19 protein-coding genes, 1 tRNA gene and 1 pseudogene are annotated in these 23,621 nt (G+C 52.8%); 16 read left to right on the forward strand and 5 right to left on the reverse strand.

Going from position 1 to position 23,621, the window contains the following annotated elements; all coding sequences use genetic code 11:
- The first annotated feature begins 261 nt into the window (after positions 1-261).
- From LFE_RS05070 to LFE_RS05120, 10 genes and pseudogenes are all read left to right on the forward strand, one after another.
- A complete protein-coding gene (locus tag LFE_RS05070) occupies positions 262-1,770 on the forward strand; it encodes a cobyric acid synthase (RefSeq protein WP_014449180.1) in 1,509 nt (502 codons plus the stop codon).
- Positions 1,767-2,747, forward strand: coding sequence for an adenosylcobinamide-phosphate synthase CbiB (cbiB, locus tag LFE_RS05075; protein WP_014449181.1), 981 nt, complete (start codon positions 1,767-1,769; stop codon positions 2,745-2,747). Before LFE_RS05070 ends, cbiB begins: the two co-directional genes overlap by 4 nt.
- Positions 2,735-3,808 (forward strand): aminotransferase class I/II-fold pyridoxal phosphate-dependent enzyme, encoded by a 1,074-nt coding sequence (locus LFE_RS05080; protein ID WP_014449182.1) that lies wholly within the window; start codon positions 2,735-2,737, stop codon positions 3,806-3,808. The genes cbiB and LFE_RS05080 overlap by 13 nt, the downstream gene beginning before the upstream one ends.
- 323 nt (positions 3,809-4,131) lie before the next feature.
- Positions 4,132-4,311, forward strand: a pseudogene (locus LFE_RS05085) (helix-turn-helix domain-containing protein); the annotation flags it as partial.
- A 236-nt stretch (positions 4,312-4,547) separates the two neighbouring features.
- Positions 4,548-5,960, forward strand: coding sequence for a class II fumarate hydratase (fumC, locus tag LFE_RS05095; RefSeq protein WP_014449184.1), 1,413 nt, complete (start codon positions 4,548-4,550; stop codon positions 5,958-5,960).
- Between the two features lie 294 nt (positions 5,961-6,254).
- Positions 6,255-6,331: transfer RNA gene (locus tag LFE_RS05100), tRNA-Pro, on the forward strand.
- A 110-nt stretch (positions 6,332-6,441) separates the two neighbouring features.
- A complete protein-coding gene (locus LFE_RS05105; protein WP_050989486.1) occupies positions 6,442-6,765 on the forward strand; it encodes an acylphosphatase in 324 nt (107 codons plus the stop codon).
- Between the two features lies 1 nt (position 6,766).
- Positions 6,767-7,837, forward strand: coding sequence for a sigma-70 family RNA polymerase sigma factor (locus LFE_RS13015; protein WP_014449186.1), 1,071 nt, complete (start codon positions 6,767-6,769; stop codon positions 7,835-7,837).
- 28 nt (positions 7,838-7,865) lie between these two features.
- Positions 7,866-8,384: an adenine phosphoribosyltransferase gene (locus LFE_RS05115; protein WP_014449187.1), complete on the forward strand. Its 519-nt coding sequence runs from the start codon at positions 7,866-7,868 to the stop codon at positions 8,382-8,384.
- 21 nt (positions 8,385-8,405) lie between these two features.
- Positions 8,406-8,696, forward strand: a complete 291-nt coding sequence (locus LFE_RS05120) for a YciI family protein (RefSeq protein ID WP_070100199.1) — start codon at positions 8,406-8,408, stop codon at positions 8,694-8,696.
- A gap of 71 nt (positions 8,697-8,767) precedes the next feature.
- Here LFE_RS05120 and LFE_RS05125 read toward each other — a convergent pair whose 3' ends face one another.
- Positions 8,768-13,429 (reverse strand): glutamate synthase-related protein, encoded by a 4,662-nt coding sequence (locus LFE_RS05125; RefSeq protein ID WP_014449189.1) that lies wholly within the window; start codon positions 13,427-13,429, stop codon positions 8,768-8,770.
- Positions 13,430-13,989: 560 nt separating this feature from the next.
- Between LFE_RS05125 and LFE_RS05135 the strand changes: the two genes are divergently transcribed.
- From LFE_RS05135 to LFE_RS05145, 3 genes are all read left to right on the forward strand, one after another.
- The gene (locus LFE_RS05135) at positions 13,990-15,012 is read left to right on the forward strand and encodes an HD domain-containing protein (RefSeq protein WP_014449190.1); all 1,023 of its coding nucleotides are present in this window, start codon (positions 13,990-13,992) and stop codon (positions 15,010-15,012) included.
- Complete coding sequence (locus tag LFE_RS05140) at positions 15,009-17,816, forward strand: FAD-binding and (Fe-S)-binding domain-containing protein (RefSeq protein WP_014449191.1); 2,808 nt, start codon at positions 15,009-15,011, stop codon at positions 17,814-17,816. The genes LFE_RS05135 and LFE_RS05140 overlap by 4 nt, the downstream gene beginning before the upstream one ends.
- Positions 17,817-17,884: 68 nt before the next feature.
- Positions 17,885-18,529, forward strand: a complete 645-nt coding sequence (locus LFE_RS05145) for a YbhB/YbcL family Raf kinase inhibitor-like protein (RefSeq protein WP_014449192.1) — start codon at positions 17,885-17,887, stop codon at positions 18,527-18,529.
- A gap of 116 nt (positions 18,530-18,645) precedes the next feature.
- Here the strand turns inward: LFE_RS05145 and LFE_RS05150 are convergent, their stop codons facing one another.
- Together LFE_RS05150 and tnpA are read right to left on the reverse strand one after the other, a co-directional pair.
- On the reverse strand, positions 18,646-18,921 hold the full coding sequence (locus LFE_RS05150) for a hypothetical protein (protein WP_014449193.1): 276 nt from the start codon (positions 18,919-18,921) through the stop codon (positions 18,646-18,648).
- Between the two features lie 208 nt (positions 18,922-19,129).
- A complete protein-coding gene (gene tnpA / locus LFE_RS05155; protein WP_041774042.1) occupies positions 19,130-19,576 on the reverse strand; it encodes an IS200/IS605 family transposase in 447 nt (148 codons plus the stop codon).
- 23 nt (positions 19,577-19,599) lie between these two features.
- Here tnpA and LFE_RS05160 point away from each other — a divergent pair, with 23 nt between their 5' ends.
- From LFE_RS05160 to LFE_RS05170, 3 genes are read left to right on the forward strand one after another with little or no spacing between them, the layout of a single operon-like run.
- Positions 19,600-21,033, forward strand: coding sequence for an RNA-guided endonuclease InsQ/TnpB family protein (locus LFE_RS05160; RefSeq protein WP_014449195.1), 1,434 nt, complete (start codon positions 19,600-19,602; stop codon positions 21,031-21,033).
- Positions 20,936-21,508, forward strand: coding sequence for a DinB family protein (locus tag LFE_RS05165; protein WP_269763959.1), 573 nt, complete (start codon positions 20,936-20,938; stop codon positions 21,506-21,508). The genes LFE_RS05160 and LFE_RS05165 overlap by 98 nt, the downstream gene beginning before the upstream one ends.
- Entirely contained in the window at positions 21,505-21,918 is a 414-nt protein-coding gene (locus tag LFE_RS05170) for a carboxymuconolactone decarboxylase family protein (RefSeq protein ID WP_014449197.1), read from the forward strand. The genes LFE_RS05165 and LFE_RS05170 overlap by 4 nt, the downstream gene beginning before the upstream one ends.
- A gap of 191 nt (positions 21,919-22,109) precedes the next feature.
- On the opposite strand, the gene LFE_RS05175 is transcribed toward LFE_RS05170, so the two are convergent.
- Together LFE_RS05175 and cydX are read right to left on the reverse strand one after the other, a co-directional pair.
- Positions 22,110-23,399: an NAD(P)/FAD-dependent oxidoreductase gene (locus LFE_RS05175; RefSeq protein ID WP_014449198.1), complete on the reverse strand. Its 1,290-nt coding sequence runs from the start codon at positions 23,397-23,399 to the stop codon at positions 22,110-22,112.
- A 92-nt stretch (positions 23,400-23,491) separates the two neighbouring features.
- Positions 23,492-23,620: a cytochrome bd-I oxidase subunit CydX gene (gene cydX, locus LFE_RS05180; RefSeq protein ID WP_014449199.1), complete on the reverse strand. Its 129-nt coding sequence runs from the start codon at positions 23,618-23,620 to the stop codon at positions 23,492-23,494.
- Position 23,621 lies beyond the last annotated feature (1 nt).

The following is a 23,621-nucleotide window of genomic DNA, read 5'->3' on the forward strand; positions in this document are numbered from 1 at the left end:
GATTCTCTTTTTCAGATCTGTTCCTTTTATCTAATTGGATTGTGGCCATGTCCCTGGCGAAATCCACCGATTCCTTATGGTACCTGCCAGAGCTGACCTCCAGAATGGGAGGTCTCTCCCGGGATTCTTCATCAGGGTGTCCTGTTTGCCCGGAGAGAGCTGCCCTGATGGACTTTCAGACCTGTCCCTATCCTTTCCATTCAGAGAAATGGACTTTCGATCAGACTTCGTAATGTCTTGGATCGTTTTATGGAGTAAAAGATGAAACATTGTCCAATTATGGTTCTTGGGACAGGATCAGGTGTCGGAAAGTCCCTGGTGGTTGCAGGGTTGTGCCGCTGGGCGTCGAACCTTGGACTAAAGGTTGCTCCCTTTAAAAGCCAGAACATGTCGAATAACGCAGCAGTCCTTCCCGGAGGCGGAGAGATTGGACGGGCCCAATGGCTCCAGTCAAAAGCTTCCAGGGTCACCCCTAGAGCTGAAATGAATCCCATTCTCCTGAAACCCCTGGGGGAAGGACGTTCTCAGGTCATCTTTCTGGGGCAACCCCTTGGTGTGTTTGGAATCAGCGAATACAAGGAGCTCAAAAAGGAGCTCTTTCCCAAGGTTGTCATGGCATTTGAAGCCCTTCGGGAAGCGTTCGATCTGGTGGTTCTTGAAGGAGCGGGGTCTCCTGCAGAAATCAACCTCCTGGATGAGGATATCGCCAATACACGGATGGGAAGAGCAGCGGGTGCAAAGGCCCTGCTCCTGGGAAGTATCGATCAGGGAGGTGTCTATGCCTCCCTTTACGGGACATGGATGCTATTGCCTCCCAAGGAAAGGGAGATAATTGCCTGGATGGGAATCAATCGCTTCCGGGGGGATCTCTCCCTCCTTGACTCTGCCCATCGGGAACTGACCCGTCTCACAGGGGTTCCTGTCATAGGAGTCCTCGAGCATCTGGGAACTTTACCGTTACCGGACGAAGATTCTTTTTCCACCTCAAAACGCGGATCAGAAATGGCCGGATCAAGCCATGATTCTCCGATCAGGGTCGTTGTTCTCGAATGGCCGCATCTTTCCAATCGGTCCGATATGGATCCCCTCCTTTACCATCCTGGTGTATCGGTCAGATTTTGCCCATTGGACGGGAGTCTTCCGGAGGGAGCAGACTTGGTCATCCTTCCGGGAACACGTCAAACGGTCAAGGATCTGGAGATGTTCCGGGAAAGCGCTCTTTTTCCCTGGTTTATGGGATATGTTCGGGAACATGGCAGGGTGATTGGCATTTGCGGCGGGTATCAGATGATGGCATCCGATATCCTGGATCCGGAAAAGGTCGAATCCTCCCGGCAGTGGACTCCGGGGTTGGCTCTTTTGCCTTTTTCCGTCCGTTTTGAGAAGGGCAAGTTATCCAGGCAAGTGTCGCTCATGTGGCAGGATGGCTCGGGGATCGGATCGGCTGCGCTTTCCGGGAAGTGGCTGTCAGGTTATGAGATCCGCCATGGACGCAATCGCCTCCATTCGGGAAGTCCTCTCTTTTCTCTCAGGGATGAGTCCGGAGAGGGACTTTTGGGTGAAGGCTCCATGAATGCCAGCGGGCGGATCTTTGGTGCACCCGTTCATGGTCTTTTTGACAATGAACCTTTCCGGCAATTCATCCTGAATGAGTGGCTGAACGGAAATAACCCAGGGGGACCGGATATCGAATCCATCCAGGATGAGGCGCTGGACCGTCTTTCTGTCCGGGTTTCAAAGGCCTTCCCCATTATTGGAAATGTTCCATGATCGCTTCATGGGCCCTTTGTCCTATGGCGCTGTCATTGGATCTGCTTTTTGGAGAGCGGCTCTCTGTTGTTCATCCTGTCGTTCTGATTGGGAGATGGGGACGCTTTCTGGAACCATTTTTGATGGAGGTCTTTCCAAGGGGAAATTGGCAAAAACTGGGAGGAGTGGTTTTCCTGTCTCTGGTCACAGTGCCTCCCGTATGGCTCGCCATTGTTTTGACAGGATCCTTTTTTCCCCCTTTTTGGGGGAACCTCATTTCGATCTATCTTGCTTATTCCTTGCTTGCGGCGAGAAGTCTTTATGAGCATGTCAGGGATGTTGCGAGAGCTCTTGAAGCGGAAGACCTTACTGGAGCCCGGGTGTTGCTTCGCAAGATTGTTGGCAGGGATACCCAGGCTTTGAACGGATCGGAGATCTCCCGGGCTGCACTGGAAAGCCTGTCGGAAAATCTGACCGATGCAGTCGTGGCTCCGCTTTTTTTTCTCTTTTTGGGTGGACTCCCTCTTTTGGTCCTCTATAAGTCAGTCAGCACGATGGATTCCCAGGTGGGATACAAAAATGACCTTTACAAGGATTTTGGATGGGCAAGTGCCCGATTCGATGATCTTCTGGCGTTTATTCCGGCAAGACTGACAATGGTCTTGTGTATGGGGTTTGCGTTGCTTGGTCGTTCCCGATTGAAGGAATCCTTTCGTCTGATGCTCTCTGAGCGGCATTTTCATCCAAGCCCCAATTCGGGACACGGAATTTCCGGATATTCGGCACTTTTGTGTGTCCGTCTGGGGGGAGGAGCATTCTATCAGGGACAGTGGGTTGAAAAGCCATCCATCGGGAAAGGATTTCAGCCCCCCGATACGGAGGCATTGATTCTCGGTTTGTCGCTTTACAGAAAGCAGATTGCTTTTCTTTTGGGATTCTTGATCCTTTTTTTCGCCTTCAGATGGGGCGTTCTGGGGGATGATTCTTGGATCATCTGATCAAATGGGACCATGGGGGTGGTCCTGCCGGAAGCTGCGAACTGGATACCAGCACCACGATCAATCCCCTGGGACCTCCTTTCTCAATGGATCTTTTATGGAAAAAGCTATCGGGGGAGATGGCCTTCTATCCTGATCCATATTCCGGAAAAGTCCAGTCAGAACTCGCTTCCTGTTACTCTCTTCCCCATGAAAATGTCCTTCCGGGATCTGGTGCCACAGCTCTTTTATATCGCTTGTTTGAAACACTGAATCCTTTACGACTCATTCTCCCTGAACCGATTTTCTCAGAGTATCCCAGGGCTGGAGAGGCTTTTGGCATCCCGATGGTCTTTGTCAGCTCAGAGACCCGGAGCTCCCGCTTCCCATGGCAGGTGGATCCCGGATTTTCGGGTGTGATTGAAAACGCCCGTCGTGGAGATCTTGTGGTTTTGGTTAACCCCGTTAACCCGACCGGAGAGGAGTTCTCCCGGGACTCTCTTATGGCATTGGGAAATCATTTATTTTTAAAAGGAGCCTTTCTCTTGATCGATGAATCCTTTCAGGACTTCATCGCAGGGAGAAGCTCTGTTCTGGCTTTTAAGGACGAGTTTTTATCATCCTTTTATGTCTTGAAAAGCTTTACGAAGATATCAGGGCTTGCCGGTATCCGGACCGGCGCATTGTTTGGTCCGGCGGAGATTCTGTCTTTGGTTCGGAGGAGGCTGGGGCCATGGTCCTTGGGGCTTTTGGAGCAGGAAGTGATCTCTCGGCTGGTTTCCAACCGTGAAGGATCTCTGGATCAGTGTGCGGTCCTCTCAGGACTTCTGGAGATTCTGGCCCAATCGCTTCTCAATGAAAAAATTCCCGTTTCCCGTGGAGCCGGTCCCTTTTTGCTGGCGAGAACGGGCTGGGGAGCGCGCGCAGGGGAGCTTGCCGATCGCTCTCTTGGGGATTTCGGTGTCAGGCTCCGGGTTGCCTCCGGATTCGGACCTTCCAATGGTGGCGACTGGATCCGGATTGGTTTTCAGGGGTTGACCCACCCCGAAAGGGTTGTTGATACCATTTTGCGGCTTTCATGAAAGCGATTATCAGGATCGGAGGGCCCCAAAAAAATAAATTTTCTTCCGGCTGCTCTCTTGTTCTCTCAAATCCTCCATTTTTTTCAGGATTTATCAATAATGATTCCGAACGTCTATTCAAAGTAAGAAATCCTATGGTATGATGAAGCATCCTGCATGATCCTCCAGGTGAATCTTATCGGTTCTTCGCCGGTATGCGTAGTCTTTTGGAAAGTCCCCTTTGATTCCAAAAGTGAACGATCCTTTTCTGAACCCTATAAAATATGAAATTTGTCCATTCAACCCTTATGGAGGTGGTAATGGCCGGTACAAAGAAGAAGGAAATGGTGAAGTCCGAACCATTTTCCAAGTTGTTGTCCGTCAAGGAGGTTGCGGAGATTCTGGGTGTTTCTCCTGTGACGATCCGATCATGGGACAAGAGCGGCAAGATTCGGACGATTCGTACTCCTGGCAATCAACGAAGAATTCCGGAGGAAGAGCTTCGTCGAATACTGGGAAACAGCTGATCCGGATTCTTTTTCATGATTTTTAATCGTTTTGGGAGGCCTTTCCGGCTATGTCGGCGAGGCCTTTTTTCTTGCTGTCGGGCTCAAACGTTTGACTTGGTTCGCTGAGACTCTTTTCCATGGCTGTTGCCTCTTGGTTTTTTGAGGCCGGTTGCTTAGGATAGTGTGCTGTTTTGAATGTTTGGATCGATGGGAAATACGGATGATAAGGTTTTTCTGAAGGAAGGGATGTCATGTCGGAAGAGAGAAATGTTTCAGGGAAGGTGCGACAGGAAACAGACAGCATGGGAGCGATTGAGGTTCCCCAGGATCGCCTTTGGGGAGCACAGACACAAAGGTCTCTCCATCATTTTTCCATTGGACAGGATCGGATGCCTATAAGGGTGATCCGGGCAATGGGTCTTCTCAAAAAAGCTGCGGCAATGGTCAACAGGGACTTGGGCAAGCTTCCTTCTGACAAGGCGGACCTGATCATCAAGGCGGCCGGGGAAGTGGTTTCCGGAGATCTTGATCAGGAATTCCCGCTGTTTGTCTGGCAGACAGGCTCAGGAACCCAAACCAACATGAACGTCAACGAAGTGATCGCCAATCGGGCCATTCAACTTTCAGGGGGCGTTGTCGGCTCCAAGAATCCGGTCCACCCCAATGATCATGTGAACATGTCCCAGTCCTCAAATGACACTTTTCCGACGGCAATGCATGTTGCATCGGTTCTTGCCCTTTCAGAACAGCTGCTTCCGGCACTTTCCATGCTTCAGGATGCTCTTTCGAAGAGGGTGAAGGAGTTTTCCCAGATCATTAAAATTGGGCGGACCCACTTGATGGACGCTGTTCCCCTGACACTGGGCCAGGAATTTTCCGGTTATGTTGCCCAGCTTGAATCGGCGCGGGCAAATATCCTTTACGCTATGGCCCCCCTTTACAAACTGGCGATTGGTGGAACGGCTGTGGGTACAGGACTGAATACGCATCCGGAGTTCTCGGAGAGAGTCGCCCGGGAGATATCCCTGATGACCGGTCATCCCTTTGTCTCCGCCCCGAACAAATTCATGGCACTTTCCTCCCATGATGAACTGGTCATGGCAAGCGGTGCCCTGAAGAGTCTGGCGGCGTCGCTCATGAAAATTGCAAACGATCTCCGCTGGATGGGTTCCGGTCCACGCTGTGGGCTCTCGGAGCTGTTCCTTCCGGAAAATGAGCCGGGAAGCTCCATTATGCCCGGAAAGGTCAACCCCACCCAGTGTGAGGCGCTGACAATGATCGCCGTTCAGGTTATGGGGAATGATGCAGCCATCGGATTTGCCGGCTCCCAGGGGAATTTTGAACTGAATGTCTTTAAGCCTGTCATGGTGTTCAATTTTCTTCATTCGGTGGAAATCCTCTCCGATGGCATGAAAAACTTTACACGCTTTGCCGTGGAAGGGCTTCGCCCGAATCTTGCCAGAATCGAGGAGTCGGTCAGAAGCTCCCTGATGCTTGTGACAGCCCTTTCCCCCCACATCGGATATGATCGCTCTGCAAAAGTGGCCCATGTTGCCTTTGAGGAAAACTCGACACTGAAAGAGGCTGCCATCAAGCTGGGCTTCTTGACGTCTGAAGAGTTTGACCGATGGGTCAGGCCAGAGCAGATGCTGGGTCCTGCTTGAACTGGTCAGATGGAAAGGGATTCCTGAAGCTTTAATGAGGATTGTTCGGGAGGCTTACCTATCCCTGTCCGCAAGTCAGAGGGCAGGGATGGGCTCTTTCGGGTGTGGTGTGTGGTAACCGCTGTTGCAATCCAAAAAGGGAAAACGGTATAGTAACAACTTGCTTTAGTGTGTCTTGCCGTCCTGAATTCGATGGCGGCACTGTTCGGTTTTGAGCGCCCGAGCCGATTCCGAATTTGGGCGTGATATGATTTTTCTCTCCGGTTCTTGTTTTTAAGGGATTGATGGTCTAGTCGGGGCGTAGCGCAGCTTGGTAGCGCACACCGTTCGGGACGGTGGGGTCGAAGGTTCAAATCCTTTCGCCCCGACCATAATCCATAAAGTCCGGCAAGTGCAGTCCTCTTCCGTTTCATGATGTGCGAATTTTTTCCCTCCAATCTCCGAACGATATGTTTCCTATAGATGACCCGGGGGCTGATTGATGTCAGAGACTCCATCTGGACGACCTCATTTTCCGACAACCGCTGTCACTGAATCGATTATTGTCTCGGGCCATGTCCATGGCGTTGGATATCGGGCTTTTGTCTTGTCCCATGCCCTTCGTCTCGGATTATGGGGGAAAGTGAGAAATCAGGAGGACAAAACAGTTCTTGTGGTCGTTTCCGGGCTCCCTGATGCGATCGATCAGCTGGTCCTGGAGCTTCAAAAGGGACCTTTCGGATCCCGTGTGGACTGTGTGTTGAGGACATCCCTGGGAGTTGCTGGCGAGCAGAGTGGCCCTTTTGTGATTGACCGGGATCTTTGACATGAGTGACCTTTCCGCCGGGCGTGACGAGAATCCTTCAGAGTCGGCCGAATTATCCTTTCTATCTGGACCGGATGCGAATAATGATTGCGTCCGGGATCCTCAGGGAGCCTCCCGGGGTGCCGCTCTTTCGGCCTTGGGAGCCTATCTCCAGAACATGAGGACGACAGACTTGCTTTCGAGGGAGGCTGAGGTCGATCTCTCAACAAGAATGCGACATGGTGACGAGAGCGCCCGGGAGCTGATGATCCTCTCCAACCTCAGGCTGGTCGTTTCCATTGCAAGGCGATATTCTGACCGGGGATTGGCAATGGAGGATCTGATTGAAGAGGGGAATTTGGGGCTGATGAAGGCGGTTGACCGCTTCAATCCCGATCTTGGGTTTCGTTTCAGCACCTATGCGACATGGTGGATCCGACAGTCCATTGAACGGGCACTGCTCAATCAGGTCCATATGATCCGGCTTCCTGTGCATTTGATGGAAAAGATCAACTCATCCCTTTCAAAAAGGGAACATGACCTTGCGATGGGGATCGACCCTGGCGAGGATCTCTTTACGATTCACCCGGAACTTCTCCCTCTTCTCAGGGAGCCATTGTCTCTTGACATGCCTCTCGGCGATCGGGAGGATGGATCCTTGCTTGATGTCCTTGAGGATACGGAAAGACCCTCTGCCATCAGGTTGATCGAACTCAGGGAAGATCATGAACAGATTCTCCGTTGCCTTTCCATCCTCCGGGAAAATGAACGGAGGGTTGTTGAACTCCGTTTTGGACTGGAGGAGGTGACGACTCCCCCCATGGAGGATCATCTTGCGGCAGACCTTGACTCTTCTCATCACCTTTCAGCCAAAATTCGGTCCAGCCGGCAAGGGGGGCGGAAGTCCTCCGAGCGCGGGGATGGAATGACTCTGGAGGCGGTTGGCAAGATCCTGGGGGTTACAAGGGAACGGGTCCGTCAGATAGAATCTCATGCCTTGGCCAAGATGAGATCCTACCTTGAGCACCCGGAGGGTTTTTCCGCCGGAGGTTCTTCTCCGGAGACAAAAGGGCGTAAATCGAAAAGATCATGATCGTTTTTTAAGGGAAGGGTTTGTATTCATGGATTTTGACAAAATCGTTGGACGTGTTCAGGATTTTCCCAAAAAAGGGATTCTGTTTTATGATCTTATGCCGGTTTTTCAGGATCCGGTTTCGTTTAGGGCATTGATTGCCGAAATGGCCAAACCATATCTCTCTGATTCCATTAAAAAGGTTGTGGGCATTGAGGCGAGAGGATTTATTCTCGGAGCTCCGATCGCGGACAGGATCGGGGCGGGGTTTGTTCCGGTCCGAAAGAAAGGCAAGCTTCCCGGCGAGGTTTCCTCTTTGTCTTACCAGCTTGAGTACGGGACTGATACGATTGAGGTCCAGGCTGGTGCGATCAAGCCCGGGGACAAGGTTCTTCTTGTGGACGATTTGCTCGCCACCGGAGGGACAGCCCGTGCTGCGATCGATCTGATCAAAAAGCAGGGAGGGGAAGTCCTTTGCGTATCTGTGGCCATTGAACTCACCGGTATCGGTGGCCGGGAGAGAGTTGCTCCCGTTCCGATCAAGTCAATTCTTGTCTATCCGGCATAACAGTCAGGAGTCAGTGTGGTCTTGTATACCGTTGTCATCCGTTACGCAAAATCCAGGGAAGAGGTCGGGGCTGTTGTGGAGTCCCATCGGGCTTATCTCGACGGTTTTATCGAGAACGGAATGCTTTTGGCTTCAGGTCCCCTGGAGACGGGGGATGGAGGGATTTTGTGGGTCCGCGCCAACAGTCGGGAATCCCTTATGGAAATGATTGAGGGGGATCCTTACTCCTTGTCTGGAGTTGCGGAATTTTCGGTTCTGGGTTTTGATGTGAAGAAGCTCGCTCCGGGTATGGTCTCAACACTGTCCGTGTAGGGGCCTTGCTTGGGAGACTTTTTTTGCGATGATGAAACGCCCCCGGTTTTTCCGGGGGCGTTTTCCGTTTTTTACTCGGTTGAAACGGTCTGTTCGACCTGGAGTGATTGCGGGATAATCCTGATGAAGTTTTTCCGGAGGTCGGAACTGAGAATGGAGGAAAGCCACTTCGCTTCCTCTTCCTGGCCTGATGCGACAATTTCTCCCGCGTAGTCTTCCAGAAGTCCCCGAACAAGCCCCTCGTCCTCTTTTGTGATCGGAAGAATGACAACCTTCGAACCCTTTGCAATGCGGCGGCGAATCGCTTCCTCGTCGAATCCCCATTTGGGCTGCTTCAGCAGATAGACCGTTCCTCCGGTCATCCCTGCACAGATCCAGGGTCCGGGATCTCCCAGCACGACAGCCCTGCCATTGGTCATATACTCAAAGGCAAATCCTTTCATGTTGGAGTGAATTCCCAGATGCCCGACGTGGTCGTTTATGGGGGCCGTGATTCTTCCGCCAATGACCATTTCTGCCCCTGAAAGCCGGATGCCCGCACGGGAGTCGCAATCTCCCTGTATCAGAAAACGTCCGCCCTGCGCGCCGTAAGCGAGGGATTTCCCAACGGAACCGTCTACGAATTGACCTTCTTCGTTTTTGGCTTTCAGTACAACAATCCGTCCGGCCATGGCACCTTTTCCGACGCCGTCCTGGGCTCCCCCGGTAACGCGGATTGTCATGTTGTTTTTAATGAAGGCTCCCATGCCGTTTCCTGTGATCGATCCGTTGTTGATGAGGAGCGTTACCATCGGGTGCGTCGGATATTCCCGATGAAGGACGCCCGAAAGATGTGTCCCGATGTTTCGGTCCATTGATGTGGTTCGATCCACCTGGACCGTTACGGCTCTTGGGTGAAGTCTCAGGGATCTTTCCACCTCAGAGGTGATTTTTTCTCCAAGGGTGACCCCTTCTTCCTGTGGAGACAAGCCGCAGAAGCCTTCCGGATCAAGATTGTAGGAGGAAGGATTCAAGAGTGGGGTCAGATCGATACGGTCGAAATGGCGAATCTGGATCAGATGGCCTGTTTCGCCAACGATGGATTGCGCTCTTTCCACACCGATTTCAGCCAGAATCCGGCGAAGGTCTTCACCCATTCCGGTAAAGAAGTGCTTGAGTTGCCTGACCGAAAATTCAAAGTCCCGGGGGACAAATCTTTTCAGGCCATGTTCATTGGCCTGTTCTTCTGTTTCGATCTGGGTGGCTATGCCCACATGGCAGGTATCCATCTGGCATTCCCGGCAAATCGTACAGCCAATGGCCACCATGGGGAGCGTCCCGAATCCGACCCTGTTGGCGCCAAGACACATGATTTTCAGGACATCTGTGGAGGACTTGAGACCCCCATCGGCCCATATTTCAACCTTGTCCCTGAGGCCGGCATAAAGAAGGGCCCGATGAACTTCCGTGACTCCAATTTCCACCGGCAGTCCCACATAGCGAAGAGCGTGCATCCGGGCGGCGCCGGTTCCGCCATCGAACCCGCTGACGGTGATGATATCCGCTCCGGCTTTGGCGATACCGATGCCGATGGTGCCGATTCCCGAGATGACAGGCACCTTGACTGCAACCCTGACCTTCGGATTGGCGCTTTTCAGTTCGGCGACAAGCTGGGCAAGGTCTTCGATGGAGTAAAGGTCGTGGTTATTGGAGGGAGAGATGAGATCGACCCCCATCGTGGCTTTTCTGGCATTTGCCACTTTGGCGGAAACCTTCTTTCCCGGAAGATGCCCTCCTTCTCCAGGCTTGGCTCCCTGTCCGATCTTGATTTCCACAAGGTTGGAAGAATTCAGAAGGGCGATATTGACGCCGAAGCGGCCGGATGCGATCTGCTGTCCCCGACTCTTGGGGTATTTTCCGATCAGCTCGAGAATTTCTCCGCCCTCTCCATTGAGACAGATGATGTTCATCTGCTCGGAAGCCTCCGCGTAGGCCCTGTAGGCGACCTCTCCCTGGGAGCCGAAGGACATGGAGCTGATGATGAAGGGATAATCCTGATCTCCAACCTTGAGATCCACCGACTCAACAGGAACAGTGTTCTTTCCGGGTGCGATGTCGAGAAGGTGGCGAAGGGAGATCGGATTTTCGATCTCGACGGCGGAAAGCTTGTCCTGATACTTGCTGTAGGGCTCTTTCTGATTGGCAACATCTCCTGCCAGTTTCCAGACCTTCGGGTACAGATGATAGGTTTTGGAAAGTTTTTCCGTTTTTTCCCCGTGGAAGTAGGGGGCCCGGGCGCGCGCTTCCTGTTCGAGGCGATCGATTGAGAGTCCGACTTTTTCGCCGCCAAGAAAGTGTGGCGTTGCAAAGATTTCCGAAAGTTCAAGGCCGACACCAATAGAGGAAAACAGACGGCCATATCCGCGCATCTCGTGGATTCCCATGGTGGAGATCACTTTTTCAATTCCCTTTTTGAGGGCTCCCACGACATTCTCGATGCGTCGCTCCCGCTCATCAAGGTCGAAGACTTTCTCTCCCTTGACCGGAGTCAGGGCTGTTTCAAACATGATATGGGGATTGATGGCATCTGCACCGATCGAGAAGGTGAAGATCGTGTCGTGGAGGTTCCGGATCGATCCGGAGTGAACGATGATGGAGAGGTTCCTCCTGAGGTTGGGTGTGTTTCCGACAGGGGGAGATTTTCTGAGTGCCCGGTCGACAAGTGCTGTCGTGAGTGCCGGGTCAATCCAGAGATGGCCCGGAAGGAGGGCTCTCGAATCGTCGATGATAAGGATTTCAGCCCCGGACTCCGCATGGGCAATCGCCTCCTTGTGGATGCGTTCAAGCGCTTCCTTCATCGTTTCCTTCTGAAGAAAGGTCGACGAAATGGTCCGGATATGATTTTGGGGAAAATGTCTTGGCAAATCTTCCAGCAGGTGGATCCCCAGACGGTCTGCAAGTGCCCTGTATCGATCAGGAGGCAAGAGGGGTTCCCCCATGTCTCCTCCCAGAAGAATCGGCAACGCCAGGTCAAGACCTCTGGGAGTATGCACCTGATTCCCGAAAAGGGGCCGTGGTCCCAGAACGATTCTCGGTGAGAAGTGTTCCATCTCCCTTTCCCGGTCAATGGCAGGATTGGTCACAACCGCAACATTTTCCTTGAAGTAATCGGGAATGTTTGTCCGGTCCTTGGAAAGCACTGCAAGCGGTCCGTCGAATCCCAGGGATCCGATGGGTTCGAAGCTGGTCTGGGCAAAAAATGAGATCATCTCATGATCGTCGGTCGAATAGCCAAATGGATTCCAGAGGGATGCGGCAGGAAGCATTCCAACCGATGTCCCGGCCGGATACTGCAGGATTTCCGGAACAGAGGGGAGAGGCAGGTTTTCAGGCCGGACATAGGTCGGAATCTTGGGATGAAATCGTTCAGAGTACCGGCTGTAGAGTGTCTCCTGGATTTCGGGGTACATCATGGGGGAGAGTGTGCCCCTGTCAAGGAAAAAAGCCATCTTTTCCCCGGGAGCGAATGGTTTCGGCTGCCGGATCATCCTTGAGGAAGGGATAATGCCCCGTTCGGAGGAGACAATCGTCATGTCTCTGGTCTCAAAAAGCCACATGGGCCGCAGTCCGAGTGCGTCTACAGAAAAAACCACCTCATTTTCATATCGGGCAATGATGGCTGCCGGTCCCTGGGCCAGTGGTCCAAGAAACCTGCGATAAAGGAAATACATCTGCCGCATTTTGGGGTCAAGTGCCGAAATGATGTGGGTAATCGGTGGAAACACGATCTCCATCGCTTCCATGAGGGAGAAGCCAAACTGGACCATCAGGCCCTCGATGGTCCGGTCAAGATCCTGGGAGTCGCTGCCACCTTTGACGGGAGGAATCCCCAGCATGGCCGATTCCCTGCGAAGCTTGTCAATGGTATTGATTTCACCATTATGACCAAGGATGGAGAAAGGCTGGACCCTTTCCGTAACAGAGAGGGTATTGGTCGAGTAACGGCTGTGGCCCAGAACCGCACGGCTTTTCATCTGGGGATCCTGAAAGTCGAGAAAGTATTCTGCCAGGACAAAGCTTGTTCCCTTGACCTTGTAAACGGCAACATCTCCCGACAGGGAGCCGATATGGATCCGACCATCCGTTTCCATGTTGACCTTGGCATCGAACGCCACCTTGCGCGGAATCAGCCCTTCCTTGACGAGAAGGCCGGCTTGCCAGAACAGGGGCTCATTTTCCGATTCCTTCGGAATCCGTCCGGAAAGGACCTGACCTTTTCGAAGGGACAGGACCTCGAGTCCATTCTCTGTGAAACGTCTTGCGATTTCCTCCCTTAAGGAGGATTCCGACGGCATCTTGGGGTTGTGGGCTGTCTCCGATACACGCGGTGTATAGATATGGGCTACGATGAAGCGGGGATCATGGGCCAGCTGGGGATCGTGGCCTTCCTTCCGGAGCCACCGCTCCCAAAGGTGCCTCGGAATGTCGACTTGAACGCCGCACCCGTCGCCTTCATTATTGATCTGGCCGGCCCGGTGTTCCATCATCTGTAATCCGGAGAGAGCTTCCCTGAGAGTTGTGTGGGTGGGTTCTCCCGTCCGTGATAAAACGGCGACAATCGCGCAGGAATCTTTTTCCTGGTCGATAAACGGCCCTGTCATCCCGCAATCTTTGGGTAAATGGACACCATCTGTGTGGGCTTCAGATGGGATATATTCCGCTAACGGATCGTTCGATTGATTTAATTGGCTCATCTGCTTGGGATATCCTGTAGAAAATTGGTTGGAGCGATTGGAGTTGTCCGGGGCCAAGGGGGGAAGCCGGAGTCCGCTGAAGCCGGTTTTGTGAACAAGTATTGACCGGAGAAACAGCATGAACAGTCTTTCTGATTATATCCAAGGATTTTCTGCCGATGCAAGGGAAAATGGTTCTGATCCCGGGAAAGAGCCTGTTTTTCTGGAATTTCTCCTGGGAAAACCTCTTTGAAGAGGGGACTTGTGGGGGGATCGGTTCCCTTAAGGTGGAGACAAGAAGAGGGAAGCTGGCGGATACAGCTCCGGGACAAAAAATAGAGAGAAGCCGGTTGGTCGCGTCCATTCGGACAACCCGCTTCTTCCATCTGCCACCGGGTTGTTCATTCTTCCGGAAGATCCCGGACAGACCGAAAACGGCTCCTTCCCGAAAGGGGGGCTTTTCGGCAAGGTTTTCCAGCTTTTGTGATGGAGGATGTTTCTCCCGGACTTGCCAAGGAAGCTCAGGGTCTCCCAGAATCTGGAAAGGGCAGTCTGTCATTTTATAAAGAAAGGATGATTCTATGGGAACCTCCAGTGGTGGAGCGTCTGTCGGAAAAAGTCAGACAAAAGAGGTTCGTGGTGTGGCTCTTGTCAAAAGTTGCCACGCAGGTTCGGGAGAAAAGGCTCCCGCCCTGATTCTGACCCTTGTTTTCAAGGGTGAAGGGGGAAAAGGGCTTCGAGAGTGGCCTGCAAGACTCTGGGAAGATCCCAGGGGAGTGGGTCCATCCCTTTCTGCTGGATCGCTTGTTCTGGCGGAGGGGACGGTTGTGCGTCATAACCAGGAGTCACAGCTCCGGCTGACAAGGATTACCCCACTCAAGGCTTCTCCAGAGGAAATCCAGGCCTATATCCCCCAAAGTCCTCTTTCTTCGGGGCTGGGGATGGCCCGGCTGGATGCTTTTATGGAATCCCTGTCAGAGCCCCATTTGAAGATGTTTGGCCTTGAACTCTTGGCTGACCCTGAAGTCAGGTCCCTTCTGGAAAAGGCTCCTGCCGCCAAAAGGAACCATCATGCTGTTGTCGGCGGACTTCTGGAGCATACCCTTGAAATTATGGAGATGGGGGACAGGATCGCACCGGTTCTTCATTTAAACCGCGATCTTCTTCTTTTGGGACTCCTTCTTCATGATTTGGGAAAATGCTGGGAGATCTCGGCCCAACCCGGATTTGCCTATACGGATGATGGACGCCTTCTCGGACACATGTTCTTGGGGTGCGATGCTATCCGGAAAACAGCTTCCAGAGTTCCGAATTTTCCCGGGATCCTTTTAAAACTGCTCCAGCATTTCATTCTCTCCCACCACGGGGAATTGGCCTATGGTTCCCCTGTTTTGCCGGCAACTCCCGAAGCGATGGCCGTACATATGCTGGATAATCTTTCCGGACAGATCTATGCCATGAGGGCGGCAAAAGGGGGGGAGGGTGACGAGTGGGGCTATGAGAGAAACAGGGGTGCCCAGATCTGGCACAAGGGCTCGGATCCTGAAGCACTTGTGGCGCTTTGGAGGGATCGGGATGTTACAAACGGGCAAGGTGCCGGATGAATTCCTCTGAACGGGCTTCCATTGCCCGTGATCTTGAGGGGATTCTGGGTCCGGAAGGGGTTCTTTCGACCCCAACGGACAGGAAGGCCTACTCATATGATGCGGGTATTTACCGGGAAGATCCCATTCTGGCCGTTTTGCCCAAAAATGCGGAGGAAGTGGCCAGAGTGGTTCTCTGGGCGGGCTCCCGTGGAATTCCTATGACCCCTCGCTCCGGAGGTACCAATATTACAGGAGCGGCAATCGGGGAAGGAATCATTCTCGGGCTCTCCCGATTGAACCGGTGGAATTTCCAAAATGCAGGGGATGGCTCCGTTTATGTGGAGCCTGGAATGATCCTGAAAGAACTCAATGACCGTCTTGCTCTTGTGGACCGTTTTTTTGCGCCGGATCCATCCTCCGGCCTGGCCTGCCAGATTGGAGGGATGATCGGGACCAATGCCGCCGGTGCTCATGCCCTGAAATATGGCGCCATGAAGGAAAACATCCTTTCCCTTGAAATGATCGGATCGGACGGAAATCTCTACCGGCTCGCTCCACAACCCCTTTTGGCGAACGGGCACCCGGATCCCGCATCCCTTCCGCCGGGTTTTCAGGGTGTCTTGGATCATCTTGCGGAGTGGGCTCCCGTTCTTCGCGAAAAACGCCGGAATGTCTCAAAAAACTCCTCAGGATACAATCTGTTTGATTTGGCCCAGAAGCTATATTTTGATCCGGAAAGGGTTTTCGATCCGGCTCGTCTGATTGTTGGGGCTGAGGGAACCCTTGGTGTCGTGACGCGTGCCGAGCTTCTGGTTCGTCCTCTTCCGAGCCGTCGCGTCACGGTTCTGGCCTATTTTCTGGATCTCGATGACCTTGGCTCGGCCGTTGCCAGAATCAATGAGCTTGGCCCTTCGGCCCTTGAAATGATGGATCGGAGAACCCTTGACCTTGTCGGTCGGGAGCGCTTTGGCATTCCCCCATCGGCCGACTCGATGCTTCTGATCGAATTCGACAGCGAGCCCATGGAAGATCTTGTCGAGGGAACCAAAAAGATTCTGGGAAAGATCCGTCTGGCCGACTCTCCCGGAATCTCCTTCGATCCAGGGGAACAGCTCAGAATGTGGCAGGCCCGTCATGCGCTTTTCCCGACATTGTACCGGTATGATGGTATTCGCCGCCCACTGAATTTTGCCGACGATGTCGCGGTCCCTGTCCATCGTCTTGTGGAGCTTCTGAGGTTTTTGAGGGAGTTCTTTTCCGGAATGGATGTTCCTGTCGCGGTCTATGGACACATAGGGAATGGAAATGCCCATATCAACCCCCTCATGAATCTTGCGGAGCCTGGTTCAATGGAACGGCTTCTTCACATCAGCCAGGAAATTCACCGGACCGTGATCGATCGATTTGAAGGGGTTCCCTGCGGAGAACATGGGGAGGGCCGTGTCCGGGCGGAATTTCTTCCATCGGTTTACGGACCTGAGGTTTACCAGATGTTTTGCGACACAAAGCGGTCTTTCGATCCCCAGGGGATCTTCAATCCCGGAGTGAAAATCTCCCGAAAGTCCTTTCTGGAGGGGATCGATATCGAGCGGGTGGTGAAGTCCTGCGCAACCTGCGGGAAATGCAACACCGTCTGTCCCAGCTTCGATGTCACGAGAAATGAAGCGATGGGACCCAGGGGCTGGTTTCAGATGCTCACCGATCCCTCCGTCTCTCCGGAGGTTCCTGAGTCGGTTCTGGGTGGTTGCCTGAACTGCAAGTCCTGTCGGACGATCTGTCCTGCAGGGGTGGATGTTTCCGCAGTTGTCCTCTCTGCCCGGGCTGAACGGGGTGGGGATCCTGTTTCCCGATTTTTTTCCGAACAACTTTTAAAGACAAGGAGGACCAGCCGCATCGTTGAATTTTTGGGGATGACGCAGAATTTCTGGGACCGGCCGGCTTTGCGTCGCCCAATTGAGGCCATCACCAGAAAACTGTTCAGGGTCGTTTCCGAAAATGCGCGGATACCTGCGGGTCTGAAGCTTCCGAGGCTCAGGAGCAAGACATTGAGATCCTCCTTTCATGATTGGACGGAAGAGGGGGGGCGCAAGGGGGATGTCGCCTATTTTCATGGCTGTGCGGCAAACTACCTTGATGATGGTGTCGGGGAGGCCATGATCCGGATTTTGTCACGGGGAAAGGGACAGGTTGTCCTTCCCCGTCAAACCTGTTCCGGTACCCCGATTGAAACCTATGGCCACCGGGATCTGACACGATCCTGCGCCCGGGAAAATCTCGAAAGTCTTTCTCGTTATGAAAAGATTGTCACAGGGTGTGCGTCCTGTACGCTTGCTCTCAAGGATTTGCCCCATCAGTTTCCGGACGGTTCGACAGAACATAAAAAAGCACTGGATCTTTCCAAAAGGGTGGTTCATATTGCAAAGTGGATGATGGCGGATGATGCGAGTGACCTCAGGGGGGAAATGGCTCAGAACCTGAACAGGAAGGGGGGTATCCTTCCTGTTTCCTATCACTCTTCCTGCCATCTGCGAGCGGCTGGGGTTGTCTCCGAACCAGTCGAACTTTTGAAGGAGATTTTTGGAGAGGCTTTTCGTCCCATGATGGATTCGGACCGGTGTGCCGGTGGTTCCGGTACCTATCTTCTGAAGAATCCGGAAATCTCGGAAGCTGTGTTTCAAAGAAAAAGGGAGGCCGTGGCCCAGTCCGGAGCAAAAACGGTGACGACAGGCTGTCCGGCTTGCCAGATCAAGCTCTCGGACGGGCTTCCCGGAGATGTTTCTTCCCGTCATATGGCGGTTCTTCTGGCAGATCTCCTGTCCTGAAAGAGTGTTGGATCAAGGACGAATACAATGAATCGTATGGTTTTCATCGTGATGAAGGAGAAACGATCGTGATCGAAAAAAGAAAACTGGGAACATCTGGAATCGTGTCCGGCGGCTCTTTGAAAAAATCTGGGCTGTTGGTTTGTGGGGTTTTGTTGGCTCTTCTGGGGGGAGTTATTCACCCATCCGATAGTCAGGCTTCCTCAAGGATGGTTCTTTTAAGCAACGATTTCAAGAATCATGGAACGATTCATAATGAACAGGTTTTTTCAGGATTCGGCTGCTCAGGCAAGAATATCTCTCCGGAGCTTCACTGGAAGGGGATTCCCAAGGGGACGAGAAGCCTGGCCCTCACGGCTTATGATCCCAACGCTCCGACAGGTTCGGGTTGGTGGCACTGGGTCCTGATCGATCTTCCTGCCACAACGACGCATCTTGCCAAAAATGCCGGAACCTCCGATGGGGCTTCTCTTCCAAAGGGATCCTTTCAGGCGGTGACGGATTTTGGTAAAAAGGGCTACGGAGGTCCTTGTCCGCCTGTTGGAGATCGTCCGCATCACTACATTTTTACCCTCTATGCCCTGAAGGCACCGAAGCTTGATGTTCCGGAGAACGCATCTCCAGCGCTGATCGGGTACTTCATTCATCAGACGATGATCAAAAAGGCAACACTTGTGGGAATGTATGGAAGGGCCAAACACAAGAAACACTGAGTGTGTCAAAATACCCCTCTGGAAAGCTTGATTCCTTCCAGGGGGGGCTCTTTTTCGACATTTTGAGATTTGATCCTTCCGATTTTCCCGAATGACCGGATAAAAAGAACTCCCTTTCAAGCTTTCCAGTGGTCGTTTGGATTCAGGAGGTTGTATAGTTGTCGCCGGGCAACCTGTAGTCGATCTGGTCTCCCGTAAACTGCAAGCGTTCGGGAAAGCTTCTGCCGGTTTCTTTGAGGGTTGACCTCTCTTGAAAATTTCATCTCTTCTGTAATCTCATGCTGGAGTCCTTTTGTATGCTGATAGGACGACTGGCAATCCATCAGCGATTCGAATCCTTTTTCCAGTGAGTCCACAATCCTGCTTCTCATTTCCTTTTCCGGGGTGGCCATTTATCATTCCGGGTTTCCCCGGAGACTGGAGGGTTGGGAGTGGCGGAAGGGTAGCCAGATCAGCAAGAGGGTGGTAGAGCATGTTACGATTTAACGTGGTTTCATTTTTTTCCTGGCTGTTGTTTTCATCAGAAAAGGAGGTTCCAAATGCAGGAGATTGAACATTTGCCCGCGCATTCCCCTTCTTAGGCCATGGGTCAAGAGTGGGTCAAGCGGGCGGTTTTGTTTTTCTTCTTCTCGCTTTTTCAGTTGTTCCTTGGCTTTCGACATAGCGACGGACCGTTTCCAGTGTCGCTGCGCCTACACTCCCCACATAGTAGGCCCGATGCCAGAAATACGGCTTCCAGTAAAATGGCTTCAGATGGTCCGAAAAACGATTGCGAACCCGTCTGGCCGAGGCCGTTTTCAGATTGTTGATCAGTGTGGAGATGTTGAGGGCTGGGTGGATCTCCGCCAGAAGATGCACATGATCCGCTTCCCCTCCGAATTCCAGCAAGGTGCATCGCCAGTCCGACAGGATCTCGCCGAAGGCGCTCTGTAAATATTCCAGAAGATCCGGAGAGAGCACCTTGCGCCGATACTTTGTCACAAAGACAATGTGTAGCTTAAGAGAATAAACGGCATGAGAGCTTGATCTGTTCAGTTGAATATTCATGTTGCCAAGAGTAACATGCTCTCATGCAGACCGGCAAGCGCTTCCGTGCGTATCCCACTCCCGCCCAAGAAAAGATCTTGCTTCAATGGATCGGACACCAGCGGTTCATTTACAACGCCAAGGTGTCCGAAGACCGGTATTACCGGGCCTTCGCCAAAAAAGCGGTCTCTCTTTCGGGAACGCCCGTTCCCGTCGACCAGGAGTACGCCCGGTTCATCGGACCGGAGACCTCCTGGCTCCGGGAGGTTCCCTCCCCGATCCTCCGCAACGGGGCAGTCCGGTGGAAACAAGCCTACGCCCGCTTCTTTTCCGGCCTGGCCCGGCGGCCCACGTTCAAGGGGAAGGACGGACGGCAGTCGGTCTGGATCACCTCCGAACTGTTCTCCTTCCGGACCAACGATGAAACGCAATGCGGAGAACTGATTCTGGGAACAAAGAAATTCCCGCTCGGGGTTCTGTCCTTCAAGGCCCAGACCCCGTATTCCCGTCCCGCCTCGCTTCACGTCTCGGTCGAGGCGGGGAAGTGGTTCATCTCCTTCTCCTCGGAGGATGGACTCCCGGAACCGAAGGAGGAGGACACGGTCTCCTGGCTCCGGATGTTTTCGGAAGAAGAGCTTGAGGGCAAAACCCTGGGCTTCGACCGGGGCGTGACGATTCCGGTGATGGCCAGCTCCGGCCGGAGAATCGACTTTTCCGACATCCAGAAGGCCCGGATGGAGAAAAAGGAACGGACACGGAAACGCTGGCAACGAAAACTCGCCCGGCAACAAAAAGGGTCGCAGAACCGGAAGAGGACGAAACGACGCTTGGCCCGGTCCTTCGAGTATGCCAAGAACGTCCGCAAGGACGTGATCCACAAGGCCACCCGCGACCTTGTGTCCGATCCCGACCGGACCCTTTTCGTTGTTGAGGATCTCAAGGTCAAAAACATGACGAGGAGCCCTGAGCCGAAAAAGGACGAATCCGGACGGAATGTCCGGAACGGAGCCCGCGCCAAGGCCGGACTCAACTGGGCGATCCTGTCGTCCTGCTGGGGTCTGTTCGTGGTGCTCCTGTCCTACAAAGCCCGGAGATCCGGAAAGCTCGTCATCAAGGTCTCTCCTCAATTCAGTTCGCAGGAATGCGCCCGGTGCGGGCACATTCATCCGGACAACCGGCCTTCCCAGGCCGGGTTCGTCTGCCAGCGCTGTGGACTCGCGGACAACGCCGATCTCAACGCCAGCCGTGTCATCGCCAAGAGGGGCATTCGTCTTCTTCTGGAAGGGAAAGTCCCGCAGAAGACGATTCGGCGGTGCGGGATCGGAAAACTCAAAACACTAGGGCCGGAACGGTCCGAAGTCAAAGCCTCCGGAGAGGACGATAAGACGCGAAGGACCAAACGCCTTCGCGCATCCTCGGCGAAAGAGGAACTTCCGCTCGCGAGATCGGAAACCCCTCCTACAGCGCAAAGCGCTTAGGAGCGGGAGAGTTCATGATCTGTCAATGGCCCAATGGACCGCCATTCCTGTTGACTCTGATGCCCTTTACCTCGGAACCAGGATACAGAAAATCACGATTTCCGCTCTGGTGAGACATATGCTGCACACCGAACGTTTCTGGATCGGTGCGATTGATGCCTTGCCTCCGGGTGCAACACTTCCCCTGCCGGGAAGGGCCTCCGACCTGGAGAACGTCTCCGACGGGAAAACTCTGGTTTTGAGCTACAGAAAAAGTTTTTCGGAAAATCTGCAGCGCCTTCAGAATCTGTCATCGGAAACTCTCGGCAAAGAGATTGTTTTTGTGGACCGGAAATATACGGTTATGGGATTTCTCTGGTCTATTCTTGGACATCATGCCTATCATCTGGGTCAGATCGATTTGGTAATGCGCCAGCAAGGGATGCAAGCCCCGGAGTATATGGAATGGCCTGAAAAAGGAAAGGTGCTGGGATGAGTGACGACGATATCAGAAACCGGTATAGGGATCTTCTGGGTTTTGTTCCTGAAAATATTGAAAAAAGGTTCAGCCTGGCGGGGCTTTCAGGAAAGCCGGACTCTATCGGGGCTATCGAACGATTTCGGGAAGAGATGATCCATGACAATCCCCTTGACCGCAAAACACAACAACTGGTGCATTTGGCAATGTTTTTGGCGCAAGGCAATCGGGCGGCGGCCATGCTCCATGTGCGGGGGGCCCTGAAGGCGGGAGCGACACCCGCCGAGCTTTACGGGGTTTGTGAAACAGGGGCAATTGTCGGAGGAATGCCAGTGTATAGTCTGGCGGTGGATCTTGTCCATGATGTTCTTCGGGAGCAAGGTTTTTGGGAGCGTTCCAACCCACCTGCAACATCAGAAACCTCTTGATCTCCCTTGCTGGCATTCGTTTTTCAGCAGAGTTTTGTAAAAAAGGGGAGGCAGAACCCCGAAGGGCAAACTAACGGAGGAGCTCCCCCGTTTTTGAACAAATAGGAATGCACAGGCCCTTGTCACCCTGTTGCCGACCGTTCTCATCATGATGCCCCCCGGAATGCTTTTCTGTCCCGGGGGGCGATCCTCTACTGCTGTAACCGTTCGATTCCCAAAGCTTTCAGCATGTATTTTTCGTAGATCGGTTCAGAACTCCCTGTTTTCATCTTTCTGATGAAGTATTTTTCAAAGGCGATTTTTGCCAGATGAACCCATTTGCCCTTTTTCATCCAGGCGACATTTCTGGGGGGGATCTGGGGAAGCGCTACGAATGCTGCTCCGGTGTCTCCCATATCGGCAAGACAGATCGCATTCCATGTGCCCTTTGTGTCGGGTTCCCGTCCTTCAATCTCCGCCTTGATGTTATGGACGATAGCGGTCACCATCGATTCGATCATGTAGCCTGTTTTGGGTGTTCCTGTCGGAACGGGGGTTGTCTCAACCGGTGGAATGGCGACACATACTCCGGCTGAATAGATATTCTTGTAGGCCTTGCTTCTCTGGTAGTCATCGATGATGACGAAACCACCCGGATTGACCATGTCGGTCACGGCTGCAACGGCCTTGTTGCCCCGGAAAGGCGGAATCATCATGGAATACTTGAATGGAATGTCGTGGGTCCGGATCGTATTCCCGTCTTGTCCCACCTCCTCGACATGCATCATCTGGTCTTCAACCTTGGTGACCTTGGCATTGGTAATCCACTTGATGTCCTGATTCCTGAATTCGGATTCCAGCAAACCCTTGGAGTCCCCGACCCCTCCAAGCCCCAGATGTCCAATATAGGGTTCGCTTGTCACAAATGTCATGGGAACCTTGTTTCTCATCCTGAGCTTTCGAAGGTGACGATCAAGAATAAACGCATATTCATAGGCCGGCCCAAAGCAGCTGGCTCCCTGAAAGCTTCCGACAACGACGGGGCCGGGGTTTTTTAAAAACTCTCCCAGTTTTTCGTAGGCCTTTTCGGCGTGATCGACCGAACAAACCGATTGGGTAAATCCCTCTGGGCCGGCACCCTCGATCAGGTCAAAGGCCAGTCTTGGTCCTGTTGTGATGACGAGGTAGTCGTATCGGATGATCTCTCCATCGATAAGCTCTATGGAGTTTTCTTTTGGTTTTAATGCGACTGCTGCCTTTGCAATGAATGTGATCCCTTTCTTCTCAAGATAGGGTCGAATCAGAAAAGTGGTATCGGCGCGTGTTCGCCACCCAACCGCCACCCATGGGTTTGATGGGACAAACTGGAAAAAGTCATAAGCATTGATGACGGTCACATGAACCTTCTTTCCCAACGTGGATGCCAGTTCATATGCTGCCGGCATTCCGCCCGTTCCGGCGCCCAATACTACAATTTCCTTGACCTGGCTCGATATTGTCATGTGAATTCCTCCATTTTGGCTATTGTGAACCTGATTTGATCCATAACACTTTTCCGGATCCATGACCCGGATTCTGGCAAGAAGAAGTCTTGTCAGTACTTCCCATCAACCCTCAATCGATCGATCGTGACCTGGTCTTCCTGTATCTCAAACCACAGCGCATGCATCACCGAAAGGGTAACAGCCATCGTAACCCCCACAATCCATACGAAATACCACATG

The sequence above is a fragment of the Leptospirillum ferrooxidans C2-3 genome, from assembly GCF_000284315.1.
GTDB lineage: Bacteria > Nitrospirota > Leptospirillia > Leptospirillales > Leptospirillaceae > Leptospirillum > Leptospirillum ferrooxidans.

Bases quoted from the DNA above. Each gene is read 5' to 3' on its own strand.
- LFE_RS05070 (WP_014449180.1), top strand. From the start codon at position 262: ATGAAACATTGTCCAATTATGGTTCTTGGGACAGGATCAGGTGTCGGA.
- cbiB (WP_014449181.1), top strand. From the start codon at position 1,767: ATGATCGCTTCATGGGCCCTTTGTCCTATGGCGCTGTCATTGGATCTG.
- fumC (WP_014449184.1), top strand. From the start codon at position 4,548: ATGTCGGAAGAGAGAAATGTTTCAGGGAAGGTGCGACAGGAAACAGAC.
- LFE_RS05105 (WP_050989486.1), top strand. From the start codon at position 6,442: ATGTCAGAGACTCCATCTGGACGACCTCATTTTCCGACAACCGCTGTC.
- LFE_RS13015 (WP_014449186.1), top strand. From the start codon at position 6,767: ATGAGTGACCTTTCCGCCGGGCGTGACGAGAATCCTTCAGAGTCGGCC.
- LFE_RS05115 (WP_014449187.1), top strand. From the start codon at position 7,866: ATGGATTTTGACAAAATCGTTGGACGTGTTCAGGATTTTCCCAAAAAA.
- LFE_RS05125 (WP_014449189.1), bottom strand. From the start codon at position 13,429: ATGAGCCAATTAAATCAATCGAACGATCCGTTAGCGGAATATATCCCA.
- LFE_RS05135 (WP_014449190.1), top strand. From the start codon at position 13,990: ATGGGAACCTCCAGTGGTGGAGCGTCTGTCGGAAAAAGTCAGACAAAA.
- LFE_RS05140 (WP_014449191.1), top strand. From the start codon at position 15,009: ATGAATTCCTCTGAACGGGCTTCCATTGCCCGTGATCTTGAGGGGATT.
- LFE_RS05150 (WP_014449193.1), bottom strand. From the start codon at position 18,921: ATGGCCACCCCGGAAAAGGAAATGAGAAGCAGGATTGTGGACTCACTG.
- tnpA (WP_041774042.1), bottom strand. From the start codon at position 19,576: ATGAATATTCAACTGAACAGATCAAGCTCTCATGCCGTTTATTCTCTT.
- LFE_RS05160 (WP_014449195.1), top strand. From the start codon at position 19,600: ATGCAGACCGGCAAGCGCTTCCGTGCGTATCCCACTCCCGCCCAAGAA.
- LFE_RS05170 (WP_014449197.1), top strand. From the start codon at position 21,505: ATGAGTGACGACGATATCAGAAACCGGTATAGGGATCTTCTGGGTTTT.
- LFE_RS05175 (WP_014449198.1), bottom strand. From the start codon at position 23,399: ATGACAATATCGAGCCAGGTCAAGGAAATTGTAGTATTGGGCGCCGGA.
- cydX (WP_014449199.1), bottom strand. From the start codon at position 23,620: ATGTGGTATTTCGTATGGATTGTGGGGGTTACGATGGCTGTTACCCTT.